Here is a 12662-nt window from a genome sequence, read left to right as displayed (position 1 = left end):
CCTCTCCCTGACTTCTTTTCCGCAATGTTAAGAAAGATGTGACTAATGGATAGCCTAAAAAGAGAGAGGCTTTGAATCTTACTCCCCAACGCTACAAGGGTTGGGGCTGTTCTTGTTAGGTCTGTATTGCACTCAACCGAGAAGCGCTATAGATAGCAGGTTTCAAACCACTCACCACAGAGGAAGCAAATGAACGCTGATGATTCGACACGATGCTTTATTGATTCCAATATTTGGCTTGATCGTTTCATTTTGAACCCCAGCCAGCCAAATGCAATACAAAAGCAACAAATAGCCACAAACGTTACAAGTCAAGAAAACCTACTTATTAATACACAAGTTATCAATAAGGTTTGGGCAAAATCCGCAAAGGCGATTTTTAACAACACCAAAAACTTTCATTCAATAATGTTTCTACATCATGAGGAAAAGGACAATCATCAGGAAATTTTGTTTCATATTCCTTACTCACGTTTTTATCTGCATTTTGATAACATTCATCACATATAGTTAAGAAATAATTACGCAAACTAGGGGAATCTCGAAGAATACGACTTAATTCCTGTTGTGTGCGGCTAATTGTTGCTTCCCAACCGCCATAACATTCTGGTAAATTTACATAATTCCGTTTTAAGGCGTGTTCAAATATAGTTGTCAAACGACTTTCTAATTCGCGTCTATCTCTCCTCCCCAATCCTTCTATCTCCTCAATTAAGTTTTCCCAGTCTACATTGCTATAATCTTGGCATTTTAAGCTATTGATAGTCTGCTCAATCCACAATGCAAAGTCTGTTACATAGAGAGTTTTTACTGGTGATTGAGTCATAATGAATTAAGAGTTTTAGAGTGCTTTAGCAATAGTTTAACCGAAGGGTTTAACAAAATATAATTGAAGAATTGGGATGAGGCTGTAAAATATTGCCCGTCTCGCTAGAAACGCTTCAGTATGCAGTCAAATTGGGCGTAGGCGTAGCCCGTCGTAGACATCGCTATTTGCTATCGTTTTAGAATAGCCTCATCGTTGCCAGCGCCGTTTTAGGGCAAGTAAGTATTTTGTACTCTTCATTGATAAGTTTTATTTAAGCTATGGTAACGACAACATCAGCGTTTGCCACAAATAGACAAGCTGCGGTAACGACAACAAGTATATTGATAAGTTTTGCTTAAGCTGTGGTAACGACAACATAAGCGTTTGTCACAAATAGACAAGCTGTGGTAACGACAACAAGTATATTGATAAGTTTTACTTAAGCTGTGGTAACGACAACATAAGCGTTTGCTACAAATAGATCAGCTGTGGTAAATACAGCAACTTAATTCCTAACATCTGCTGCTTTGTTCGTAACGAATGCCCAAGCTGTGGTAAAAACGGGAATTTTATTTATAAGGTTGCAGCAACAGTATTTAAATTCTGTGAAAAGGATTTTTTTTTAGCTTCGGATCGCACGAGTCGCAAAATTATGCTGATGCCAAGCTTAATAGAAATTTTGAAAATACTTAAAAAGTGGGTGACGAGGGATTTGAACCCGCAACCAATAGATTAAGAGTCTACTGCTCTACCGTTGAGCTAGTCACCCGCACAATTAAGAATCATAGCACAACTTCTGACAGATTTGCTAGTGCCGCGCCCAAAAAAGGAATTAAAAGGGGAATTTGACGGTGAAGGTAGTTTGACCTGCTGCACTCTTTACATAAATTGAGCCGCCTAAATGTCTGACCATTTTCTGCACTAATGCCAATTCCAATCCAGTACCGCTATGTTTCCAAGGATCATGTTTGGAAAGATGATAGAAAGGCTCAAATATCCGTGACAGTTCATTGCTGGTAAGCTCTATTCCCGAATTGGTGATATTAAGCTCTACTGTATCCCCTGTTAGGTGAGCAGAGACTGTGATGTATTCGCCTGCTGGGGTGTATTTGCAGGCATGGTTGAGCAGTTCGGTAACAATCCGCTCCAAATCAGTGATATCTGTCTCCAAGGGCGGCAGCGCACGATCAACGCTCATATTTAACTGTTGTCGCTGGCAGTTGGTGAGGTCTCGAAAAGACTCGACAATGGGGTGAAGCCAGCTTTGTAAGTCAATGGCAATCAAAGTTGGGGGAGCGGGTTCGGCTTCGAGATATGTGAGTGTGAGTAGGTCGTTAATTAACTTGCTTTCTCGCCCACACTCGTTATGCAGAATCTGCAAGAGTTGCGGAACTATTTCTATATTAGACATCTCCGCTGGTGTGAGTACACTTTCGAGAGTTTGGACTGCAAGGCTGATGCTAGTTATTGGTGTCCGCAGTTCTTGGGACAGGCTTCTGAGAAACTGGTTTTTGAGCCGATCGCGTTTTTCTAGTTCTTTTACCTGTGCCTGGGTTTGTTGGTAAAGCTGGGCTTGACGAATGGCGATCGCACATTCATTTGCTACCTGCTGCACTAGCTCGATTTCAAATTCATCAAAAGCCTCTTGTGTCGGTCTTGTCAACCAAATATTTCCCAAAATCCCTTGAGTATCAAAAATTGGACAAGCCATCTGGGACATAACCAACAACTTTGGTTGCCATCCCGGTACAATTTCCAAAAATTGCAATGGTTGTTTTTGCAATAGGGGCAGATAAACTTCCAGACGGTCTGCAATCTGTCTGGTCAATCCTTGACACTGGGGTAGATTCTTGCTGTACCCGTAGGTAATAGTAACCAGAGTTTGGCAGGTGCTATAGAGTTCGATTTGGCAACGATCAAGGTTCAGTAACTGTGCTAATTCCTGGGTGAGTGTCTGCAACACCTGAGTTTCATCCAGACTGTCGCAGATTTGTTCTGTCATGCGTCGCACCAAAGCTTGAAAGTTTCGCACCTGCTGCAACTGATCGATCTGCTTCTGTTTTTGTAACTCCATCTTGGCTTTGAGATCCTTGATCTGCCGATGAAGTTCTGCCTGTTGCACAGCAATGCCGATTTGAGTTGCCAACTGCTTAAGCAAATCGGTTTCTGTTTGCTGCCATTGACGCGGTTCGTGGCAATGCTGGGCAATTAATAGCCCCCACATATCTTGCTCTAGGAAAATCGGCACGACTAGATTAGCTCTCACCTGCAAAGATGCCAGAAAATCTATATGGCAAGGATGCAACCCGGCTGTATAAATATCTTCGACAACTTGAATGCAACCTCGTCCGTAATGTTCTCGATGTTTGCGACTGAAGCAGGGATCGGTGATGTTTTTTCCCAATAGTCGATCGCTGGCAGCCACACTTGATTCGGCAATGACTACCCCACTGCCATCAGTCTCGAAGCGATAAATTAGCACGCGATCGCAATTCAAAAACTGCCGCAGTTCTTTGGTGGACTTCTGGATAATTGTCTCTAATTCTACAGATTGGTGAATCCGTCCGGCGATCGCTTCTAGGAGTTGCTCTCGTTCAACCTGAAGTCCAACTGCTTGTTCTGCTTGCTTCACAGGGATGATATTGCTACTAGTACCAATCAGTCGATAAATCCTAGAGTTAGCATCCTTTAGTGGGGTGAGAGTCGTACTCCACCAAGTCGGAATTCCCTGGAATTGCAAACATTGTTCGTAAGAAATAGTTTTGCCAAATCGCACGCAGTCAGAATAATGCTGACGCACCTTAGCAGCATCGATGGGAGAGAGAATATCCTCTGGTTTTTTGCCCCGGAGATCGTCTGAGCGAATACCCATCCACCGCTCATGAGTGGGATTTAATGCCACATACCGAAAGTCTCCGTCCTCCAGCACATCGACTACAAATATTGATGCCTGCACAGAATCGTACATGCTCACTAGAAACTGCTCGCTACTGCTTTTCTCATCTACTTCTGTGCCAAAGAGAATCTGAGGAGGTGATAATTTTGTCAACTCTATAGTTGATTCCACTGGATTTATATTCATGCGAGAGTCCCTGTCTGGTATTACTCTGACTCTTCTAGGCGCTCTCTTGTCGTTATGCTTGTAGTAGATGCACTTTAGCGCCTATAGCAAAGTCTTGTCAGCTGTTGCTCATGGAAATTTGGATCTTTCTCTACTTCTGATCAGAAATCTAGGAAAGCTAAGTAGGAGTCAGCTTCACAAATCCTGCTTTTTGAAGGCGAAAATACATTTGCAGGTTAGGGCAAACTTACTGAAATTTATTTTTAACAGTTTCTTAAGATTCTTGCATATATCTCAGTACAAGCATCATTATACATCAATTAACTTTATAATTCTTAATAAGTTTTTGTTTAATATATCTGAGAAAGGGAGTGGGAAGTTATAATCGCAATTTGTGAGCATTCATTCCTGTGAGGATACCAACCAGCAGCCAAGTGATGGCTAATCCCATGACTTCGCCGAAGAATAACTGTGTCAAGCGGTGCAAGATCATCCCGACAGCAGAACCCACGGGGACAGCAACAGCCCAACTTGCTGAAGAGACAAATATCCATCGCCACGCCATCGGCTGGGGAATTGCCAACCATTGTGCCAATCCAATCCCCAAGCCGCCAAGCGCACCATAAATCACCCCAGACAGGATTCTCAGGGGAAGAATTTGAGTGCTAGGTACAATCCAACCCACGGCACCAATACCGATCGCAGTGATTATACTCCAACCCAAAAGACTTGACAAAATCCACCTGATACAAAATATCGGTTCTTTGAGAAGACAGCCTTGAGGAAGTGCGATCGCAAATCCGCCGATAGCTGCTTCTACTACCCCAATATCTGGCTTTTCGCCGACTTCAATGAAGAGTAAACTTAATAAAAAACCGCTAAAAGTAGCCAAAGTCCACAGCAATGTCAAGCTAAATCTAGTATTTTCCGGCGCGAATGGCATCAAAGTTTCTTTGGTTGTAATAGTCGGACAGTTTTAGCATTAAACATCTCAAAAAAAGCTTTGCGTCGCTGTTGCGGTGATTCAGGTACAATGTAACCCCACAGACTCTCCCAATAGAAAAAGGAGATACCATCAAAATTGCGATCGCGCACTACCTGAACCTGTTCTTTAACTTGTGCCATTTTCACAGGATTACCCATCGTTCCCGTTGATATACCAATTTCTACAGGAATTAAACTTTGAGCCAATTTCACAGATGGAAGTTCTAGTTGAGCGATAAAAGAGTTTTTGTCATTTCGATATACCTGCAAAACTAACTCATTAACTAAACCTTTTTTTACCCAATTTTCCCAATCTTGCAAATAGTATTTGTAGGCAAAAGCTTGATAGTTAGGAGACAAAGATATTTTGACTTTGGGTTTAACCGCCTTGACAGCTTGATAGATTTCTGCCATGAAATCAGTAATTTTGTCTGCCCGCCAACGCATCCATTCTGAGTTAAAAGGGTCACCAGGGGGACTTTTGCCTTGATGTTCTTGCTGGTAGAGTTGAATAGTGAAGCGATCGTAGCCAAACTGTACAGGCATCCCAAAATGGTCGTCAAGCTGAATACCATCCACATCGTAATCTCTGACTACTTCTAAAATTAACCCTTGGATAAACTCTTGCACTTGCGGATGTAAGGGATTCAACCAAGCCTGTTTACTCACCAAAACATTGTCAATTTCTTCCGGTGGGGCATCTTGGATAGAGTTGATACCTTCTTGCCCAATTGTTAACCAGTCGGGATAACGCCTTGCTAATTGTGAATAATGCGGCGTCATGAACCCGTATTCAAACCAGGGGATAACTCTCAAATCTTTCTTTTTAGCAAGTGTCACTATCTTTGCTAAAACATCCTGTCCACCGTGCATGAAGTTCAGGAAAGGTTGAGTATCCGAACCTGTAGTCATTTTAGCTACAGCACTTTTATAAAAAGTATGTCCTCGGTTCCAAACTACAGGATAAATTGTATTAAAGTTGAGAGCCGATAATTGATTTAAAGCACGGTTAATACCCCAAGGTACAAATAGTACACCACTAGCAACATTAGTCAGCCAAACGCCGCGAATTTCTGTAGTTAAAGGACTTATTTTTTGGGAATAAACGGGCAGTGAAGAGAATGAAAAAACTGTTAAAGCGACTACTAATCCCAAACACAGTAAGTAAGAAACACCACGGCGAGCAACCCGATTCATTTGTAAGCATGACCTAGTGCGATCGGAATATATATAACTACAAAATAAAGTTGTAATCTTCCGGATGATGTAAACAAATGATGATTTTATGCCAAGATGTAAATTAATAAATGTGCCTTAGCAGACAATTCTCGCTATTTTTAATTCTGTGATATACAACAGTCCATGATGTGCGTGATTTTCCCACATTAAGCACACCCCCTAAACTCTCGTTCCCAGTCTCCGGCTGGGAATGCCCCTCATTGAGGCTCCGCCTCCTATACTACGTAACTTGAGGCAGAGCCTTCTATAAGTGCATTCCCTGGCTCTGCCAGGGAACAAGAGGAACTGCGAATGCACCTTTGCGGAAAATTAAAATCTTTCCACGCCTTCAAATTGCTTGAGTGCCGATGCATTTGCCGCTTCTCCACAAGTTCGTGGAGTGGGGAATATCTTTTCAGGATTTGCTAACCCTTTAGGATTAAAAACTTGCCGTACCCATTGCATAGTTTCTAAATCAACTTGGCTAAACATCTGTGGCATATAGCACTTTTTCTCTGCACCAATGCCATGTTCGCCAGAAATACTACCACCGACTTGGACACAAAGGTTGAGAATTTTTCCACCCATTTCTTCTACTTGCTCTAATGCTCCAGGCACAGAATTATCATAAAGAATTAGCGGATGAAGATTGCCATCGCCAGCATGAAATACATTAGCAACACGATAACCATATTGTTTACTTAATGTCTCAATCTCGTGCAGAACATAAGGCAACTGAGTACGAGGAATTACACCATCTTGTACATAATAATCTGGGCTTAAATGTCCAGCCGCAGCAAAAGCCGCTTTGCGTCCTTTCCATAATTTCAATCGGGTTTCTGGGTCAGTAGCAGAAGTGACATTCCGCGCACCATTTTTTTTACAAATTTCGGTAATTCGCTGCTTATTCCCTGCAACTTCCACTTCTAAACCGTCAATTTCTATTAGTAAAATAGCAGTAGCATCGCGGGGATAACAATTAGTTGCTACAACATCTTCAACTGCATTGATGCTGAAGTTATCCATCATTTCCATACCACCAGGAATAATTCCGGCGCTGATGATATCAGAAACAGTTGCCCCAGCAGCTTCAATGCTAGTAAAATCTGCTAACAGCACACAGATTGATTCTGGACTTTTGAGAATTCGCAAAGTAATTTCTGTGGCAATTCCTAATGTGCCTTCAGAACCAACAAACACACCTGTTAAATCATAACCAGGCATTTCTGGAATTTGTCCGCCTAAATCGATAATTTCCCCTGACGGCGTGACAATTTTTAATCCCAAAACGTGGTTAGTAGTAACGCCATATTTGAGACAATGTACGCCGCCAGAATTTTCGGCAATGTTGCCCCCAATAGAGCAGATAATTTGACTGGAAGGGTCAGGAGCGTAGTAAAATCCAGCACCACTAACAGCTTGCGTTACCCAACTATTAATCACCCCTGGTTGTACAATTGCCCGTTGATTTTCCAAATCAATGCTGAGGATTTGCCGCATTAAGGAAGTGACAATTAAAACAGAGTCTATCACTGGTAAAGCGCCGCCAGATAGACCAGTGCCAGAACCGCGTGCGATGAAGGGGATAGAATATTGGTTGCATATCTTCACCACTTTGGCAACTTGTTCTGTAGTTCTGGGTAAAACCACCACCGCCGGACGTTGGCGATAGCCAGTTAAACCATCGCATTCATAGGTAATAAGTTCTTCGCGGCGTTGCACCACACCATTTTTGCCAAGGACAGCCTCGAATGCTTTGATGATGGGTTTCCAGTTAAGTTGTTTTTTATCTTGGGTAAGCATAGTTTTTCAAAGTTCAAGGTAGATGTTGCAGACTGGTTAATATAGCTGTAATTACTATTGTTGCAAGAATAGCAGCTAAGAGTAAGTAAAATGCGATGTCTGACGACAAGCCGCTTTGCGTTTACGTGTTTGATGTAGAGTAAGTGCGATGGAAGGTGCGATGTCTCTTAACAAGTCCGTTGAATGATGGTAAAATCCCATATTCTGTTAATTGTGAGGCTAAAGTAACATAGAGTCAGACATTTAACAGCAGAGAGTGAAATGACTTACCAAGTTTTAGATTCCACCTCAAAACTAATTGCAAAGCTGCAAACCCTAGCACCCGAACAGCAACAACAGGTGCTAGATTTTGTAGAATTTCTTGCACAAAAATATGCTCAACCCCAACAACCACCCCAGAAACGGGTACTAGGTTTAAACCAAGGTAAGATTTGGATAAGTGATGATTTTAATGATCCTTTACCTGATGAATTTTGGTTAGGTGAAAGTGAGGGATGAAACTGTTATTAGATACTCACGTAATTATTTGGTCAGCAGGAAACCCAGAAAAACTATCCCAAAGAGTTGGAAATTTATTAATTGATACTAACAACTTGTGGGTAATTAGCATAGCTAGTGTTTGGGAATTACAAATAAAATCTCAGCTTGGTAAGCTAAATTTAAGCTCGTCGCTTCCTAATTTCATCGAAACTCAACAGCGAGTGAACAATCTACAAATATTACCTATTGAATTGACTCATATCTATGCTTTAGAAGCTTTACAAGCCATCACCGCGACCCTTTTGACCGAATTATAATCGCTCAGGCAATAGTTGAAAAGATGCCTTTGTTAAGTATAGATGCTGTCTTTGATGTATATCCAGTTCAAAGGATATGGGAGTAAGAATACAGATTCGATAGGCAGAAAAAGCCATATCTAACGACAAGCCACTGCGCGTCTACGCATTTGATGTAGAGTAAGTGCGATCGCATGATTTGAGTATGGAACGAAATTTAACGCCTTCTGGGTATCGCACTTCTCATAGACAGGTTGGGTTGAACGGTAATGAAACTTAGTATCCTGTTAATTGCTGGCTTATGCTCTTGAGACAAACTTTGCTAAGGCTCTCAGCCAAACCGAGCTTATGCTGTATTGATTCAGCACTAATGAGCATAAACTTGAGTGTTTCGGATAAATTAAGGGGAACTCAAGTAAAATTTATCTTGTCACTCACGATAATATAGTGAATATATTTACAAAAAAACCATATTTTTACGAAATTTTTACGAAACTATTGGTTTTTACGTAGTTTTACTGTAAATGTGAGAAGTCGCTTTTTCAGCATAATTGCATATTTTCCTAAGTATTTTTGGGGAATCAATTCAATCCCATGAGGGGATTGGTAAGGTTATTACAAACTTTATTTCTCTTCAACGCCCACTATGAAGCTGAATTATGACAGGAAGCTGAACTATTTATTAGTCATACTGATAACAGTAGTAATTTTGTTATTTAATTCTACTGCTTTAACACAAACGGCAAAAACTAGTGGTAATGAGGTACAAGGAAATCAGCCGAAAACATACTATTTTGGTCTTCTTAAAACATCTGCTCCTATTAGTTATTTTGACGATCAAGCCGTAAGTGAGAAAGGTTACTGTTCTGCCTTAATAAAAACTTTGGAGAAAAGATTTTCTCTGAATATAGTGATAGTACAGATGGTAAGAGACGAGGATCGTTTCAAAGGTAAAGGAAGCAATAATATAAAAAAACTTGATGCTGAGTGCGGTCCTAACACCATAACCCAAAAACGGAGAGAAACAATCCGTAAAAATCTACATGGTGAATTTTCTGAACCTTTTGGTTGGACAGGTGCAACGGCTTTACTATTGAAGAAAGATATGCAAAAGCTTTCTCCGGGAAATGAGTTTAAAACACTAAAAATCGGTCTCCCCTATGCAACAACAACCAGAGATATAGTAAAAACAGCGTACCCTTCATTAGAAGATAAAAAAATTGTACTTTTAGAAAATACTGAGGATGGAATAAATAGGTTAACAAGAGGTGAAGTAAATGCATATTTTGCTGATGAAATGATTTTGACGGGGTTTTTAAAAAAATTAAATGAACAAGCAGGGGCAGAAAAATATTCTATTAAACCTGGGCTGATAAGTAATGAAGAATATGGAGTCGTGGTCTATCATGCAGATGAAGCTAAAAATAAGTGGCTATTGGAAGCGATAAATCTTTTGCTGAGAGAAGCTGAAATCAAACCTTTTGGCAGCACAAAGCTTAAAATATTAAACAATCCAGATTTTCAATATTTTATTAAAAATGATTTGAACTATAACAGCGATAAGGTTGCTCCTGCGCCTAATTCAAGCATCGTTACTCCTAAACCCAGTCCAAACCAAAATCCTCCGTCCAGTCCAGACCCCTGGAGAAAAATAGTTTTTATCTTGGCTCTACTAATTACTCTTGTGGGTGTATTTTTATTGCTTAAAAGCTATCAAAATCTAAACAATAACAAACTAGAAAGAGAAGATAAGAGAAGAGAAAATTATTATCCTCTAACTTCCAAAAATCTGGATGATAAAGTAGGGACTTCATCACCTAATATTAATGTTTATCTCCATAACGCGAATAATCAGTCTAAGACTAGAAGAGGGAATATGAGCAATACTAACAATTTTGACCAGAACAATTCCAATATCACTGTTGGTAATCAGGGTACAAATACAAATACAAACACTCAACAATTTGTTCAATATACATCAGAACAAAAGCAAGATTTATCTCAATTTGCAAAAGACATACAGCGAATTTTAGAAAAAGTTGAGAAAAATCAACCTAATGCTACTGAAGTGGAAAAACAAAAGATAGTCTCTTATGAAATTTCTCCAGAGCAAAGAAGTAGGATTGTGAGAGCTTTAAAAGCTGGAGGGGAGAAGGCACTGGAAGAGTTGCTTGATAATCCTTACCTTAACGTTGCAATAGCCGTTGTAAAAGAATGGCAGAAGGAAGAGTAGGATTACATTCTTAAATACTGGATAAAGTCATGGTTGAGCAACTTTTAATCAATGATGATGATTACTATGTGCCAGATGCTAACCAGTTAATCACTGAAAATGACACTTTAGATAATTTTGCTACTTCCAAACAGAAACGCCTTTTAATTGGCTCTCTTTACAGTACTCTACAGCAGCAGACTTTTTTAGCAGCAGCCAATGTCGGAATTTACCATACAGACGGTCAACCGGCAATTGTACCCGACGTTTTTCTCAGCTTCGATGTGCAAGTGCCTGAAAATTGGTGGGAAAAACAAAATCGTTGTTATATGGTTTGGCGTTTTGGCAAACCTCCAGAAGTCGTCCTCGAAATTGTCTCTAATAAAGAAGGTGATGAACTGGGCAAAAAGCTGCAAATTTATGAACATATGCGGGCTAGTTACTACATCGTATATGACCCAAATCAGCAATTAGGAGAAAAACTACTGCGCGTTTATGAACTCAGAGGAAGGCGCTACTTTGAAACTTCAGAAAATTGGTTAGAACAAGTTGGTTTAGGCGTAACTTTGTGGGAAGGCAAATTTGAAGATAGACAGGATACTTGGTTACGCTGGTGCTACCAAGATGGTACTGTTTTGCTGACTGGAGATGAACGCGCCGAACAGGAACGACAACGCGCCGAACAGGAACGACAACGTGCTGAACAGGAACGACAACGTGCTGAACAAGCAAAACAACGCACCCAATTACTAGCAGATAGGCTACGTGCTCTGGGCGTAGATCCCGACACTCTATAGGACACTCGCTGTAAAGACGCAAACAAACTTTGCGTCTTTGCATGAGCAAAAAAAATCTCACGAACTTGTGCAACTGATAAACTCATTTATCCGATGCCAAACCTTCTCTAATAAATCAGGATTATCGGCATCAAACCATTCAATTTGTGGATATGCTCGAAACCAAGTACGTTGTCGCTTGGCAAATTGTCGCGTATGCAAAATTGTTAATTCTTTCGCTTCATCTAAAGAAATATCCCCAGCCAAATATTGCTTTATTTCTTGATAGCCCAAAGTATTCAATAAAGACAAATCAGCGCCATATTTCTGACAAAGGTACTCCACCTCAGCAACGAAACCATTTGCGATCATTTGTTCAGTACGCTGTTTAATCCGAGCGCCCAACTTGTCAACATGGCAATCTAAGCCAATTTGCAAAATTGGATAATTTGGTGGATTCTCCCCTTGCTGTTCTGAAATTGGTTTTCCAGTGACATAATATACTTCTAATCCTCGTAAAGTCCGCACGGAGTCATTAGCATGAATCTTTTGTACAGCAACTGGATCAACTTGTTGTAACATTGCGTATAGTTGAGATTGACCAAGAGATTCAAGCTGCGATCGCAATTCTATTTGCGGTGCAACTCTAGGAATTTTCATCCCTTGGACAATGGAACGGATGTATAAACCAGTGCCACCAACTAGTAACAGTGATGTAACGCTAAGAGAAGCAATTAAGGCTTGTGTTTGTTCCTGGTAGTCTGCTACTGTCATCATGTCTGTTGGATCGCAGATATCTATTAAATAGTGCGGCACCAATTTTTGTTCAGCTACACTTGGTTTTGCCGTCCCAATATCAAACTCACGGTAAACTTGACGAGAATCAGCACTGAGAATTACAGAACCCAACCGCATCGCCAAAGCCAAAGCCAAACCCGACTTACCTGCTGCCGTCGCCCCACAAATCACAATTAATTTAGTCATTAGTCATTAGTCATTAGTCATTAGTCATTCTCCCCCTGCT

The 12662-nt window shown here is 40.6% G+C and carries 10 protein-coding genes and 1 tRNA gene; 4 read left to right on the top strand and 7 right to left on the bottom strand.

Annotation, left to right across the window (positions count from 1 at the left end; all coding sequences use genetic code 11):
• Positions 1–379: 379 nt before the first annotated feature.
• The 6 genes from HWQ41_RS33585 to glcD all read right to left on the bottom strand — a co-directional run bounded on the left by HWQ41_RS33585 (position 380) and on the right by glcD (position 7874).
• A complete protein-coding gene (locus HWQ41_RS33585; RefSeq protein ID WP_292772521.1) occupies positions 380–826 on the bottom strand; it encodes a DUF29 domain-containing protein in 447 nt (148 codons plus the stop codon).
• A gap of 679 nt (positions 827–1505) precedes the next feature.
• Positions 1506–1577, bottom strand: a tRNA-Lys gene (locus tag HWQ41_RS33580).
• Positions 1578–1640: 63 nt separating this feature from the next.
• Entirely contained in the window at positions 1641–3890 is a 2250-nt protein-coding gene (locus HWQ41_RS33575; protein ID WP_292772519.1) for a GAF domain-containing protein, read from the bottom strand.
• Positions 3891–4248: 358 nt separating this feature from the next.
• Positions 4249–4812: a hypothetical protein gene (locus HWQ41_RS33570; protein ID WP_292772517.1), complete on the bottom strand. Its 564-nt coding sequence runs from the start codon at positions 4810–4812 to the stop codon at positions 4249–4251.
• Positions 4812–6050 carry a glycoside hydrolase family 10 protein gene (locus HWQ41_RS33565; RefSeq protein WP_292772515.1) on the bottom strand — a complete coding sequence of 413 codons (1239 nt, stop codon included), beginning with the start codon at positions 6048–6050 and terminating at the stop codon, positions 4812–4814. The genes HWQ41_RS33570 and HWQ41_RS33565 overlap by 1 nt, the downstream gene beginning before the upstream one ends.
• A 351-nt stretch (positions 6051–6401) precedes the next feature.
• The gene (gene glcD / locus HWQ41_RS33560; RefSeq protein WP_292772513.1) at positions 6402–7874 is read right to left on the bottom strand and encodes a glycolate oxidase subunit GlcD; all 1473 of its coding nucleotides are present in this window, start codon (positions 7872–7874) and stop codon (positions 6402–6404) included.
• Positions 7875–8135: 261 nt separating this feature from the next.
• Here glcD and HWQ41_RS33555 point away from each other — a divergent pair, with 261 nt between their 5' ends.
• The 4 genes from HWQ41_RS33555 (at position 8136) to HWQ41_RS33540 (ending at position 11659) form a co-directional block, all read left to right on the top strand.
• Positions 8136–8372, top strand: coding sequence for a DUF2281 domain-containing protein (locus HWQ41_RS33555; RefSeq protein ID WP_292772511.1), 237 nt, complete (start codon positions 8136–8138; stop codon positions 8370–8372).
• Complete coding sequence (locus HWQ41_RS33550) at positions 8369–8671, top strand: type II toxin-antitoxin system VapC family toxin (protein WP_292772509.1); 303 nt, start codon at positions 8369–8371, stop codon at positions 8669–8671. The genes HWQ41_RS33555 and HWQ41_RS33550 overlap by 4 nt, the downstream gene beginning before the upstream one ends.
• 625 nt (positions 8672–9296) lie before the next feature.
• Positions 9297–10883, top strand: coding sequence for a transporter substrate-binding domain-containing protein (locus tag HWQ41_RS33545; RefSeq protein ID WP_292772507.1), 1587 nt, complete (start codon positions 9297–9299; stop codon positions 10881–10883).
• 29 nt (positions 10884–10912) lie between these two features.
• Positions 10913–11659, top strand: a complete 747-nt coding sequence (locus HWQ41_RS33540; protein WP_292772505.1) for a DUF874 family protein — start codon at positions 10913–10915, stop codon at positions 11657–11659.
• A 57-nt stretch (positions 11660–11716) separates the two neighbouring features.
• Here the strand turns inward: HWQ41_RS33540 and miaA are convergent, their stop codons facing one another.
• Positions 11717–12622 carry a tRNA (adenosine(37)-N6)-dimethylallyltransferase MiaA gene (gene miaA / locus HWQ41_RS33535; RefSeq protein ID WP_292772503.1) on the bottom strand — a complete coding sequence of 302 codons (906 nt, stop codon included), beginning with the start codon at positions 12620–12622 and terminating at the stop codon, positions 11717–11719.
• Positions 12623–12662 lie beyond the last annotated feature (40 nt).

This window comes from Nostoc sp. NOS(2021) (assembly GCF_017115025.1).
Classification (GTDB): Bacteria; Cyanobacteriota; Cyanobacteriia; order Cyanobacteriales; family Nostocaceae; genus Nostoc.
Note: the sequence above shows the minus strand (reverse complement) of the source record. Positions and strands in the feature narration are given on the sequence as shown.

Excerpts from the sequence above, each read along its gene's own strand:
- HWQ41_RS33585 (WP_292772521.1), bottom strand. The coding sequence starts at position 826 with ATGACTCAATCACCAGTAAAAACTCTCTATGTAACAGACTTTGCATTG.
- HWQ41_RS33575 (WP_292772519.1), bottom strand. The coding sequence starts at position 3,890 with ATGAATATAAATCCAGTGGAATCAACTATAGAGTTGACAAAATTATCA.
- HWQ41_RS33570 (WP_292772517.1), bottom strand. The coding sequence starts at position 4,812 with ATGCCATTCGCGCCGGAAAATACTAGATTTAGCTTGACATTGCTGTGG.
- HWQ41_RS33565 (WP_292772515.1), bottom strand. The coding sequence starts at position 6,050 with ATGAATCGGGTTGCTCGCCGTGGTGTTTCTTACTTACTGTGTTTGGGA.
- glcD (WP_292772513.1), bottom strand. The coding sequence starts at position 7,874 with ATGCTTACCCAAGATAAAAAACAACTTAACTGGAAACCCATCATCAAA.
- HWQ41_RS33555 (WP_292772511.1), top strand. The coding sequence starts at position 8,136 with ATGACTTACCAAGTTTTAGATTCCACCTCAAAACTAATTGCAAAGCTG.
- HWQ41_RS33550 (WP_292772509.1), top strand. The coding sequence starts at position 8,369 with ATGAAACTGTTATTAGATACTCACGTAATTATTTGGTCAGCAGGAAAC.
- HWQ41_RS33545 (WP_292772507.1), top strand. The coding sequence starts at position 9,297 with ATGAAGCTGAATTATGACAGGAAGCTGAACTATTTATTAGTCATACTG.
- HWQ41_RS33540 (WP_292772505.1), top strand. The coding sequence starts at position 10,913 with ATGGTTGAGCAACTTTTAATCAATGATGATGATTACTATGTGCCAGAT.
- miaA (WP_292772503.1), bottom strand. The coding sequence starts at position 12,622 with ATGACTAAATTAATTGTGATTTGTGGGGCGACGGCAGCAGGTAAGTCG.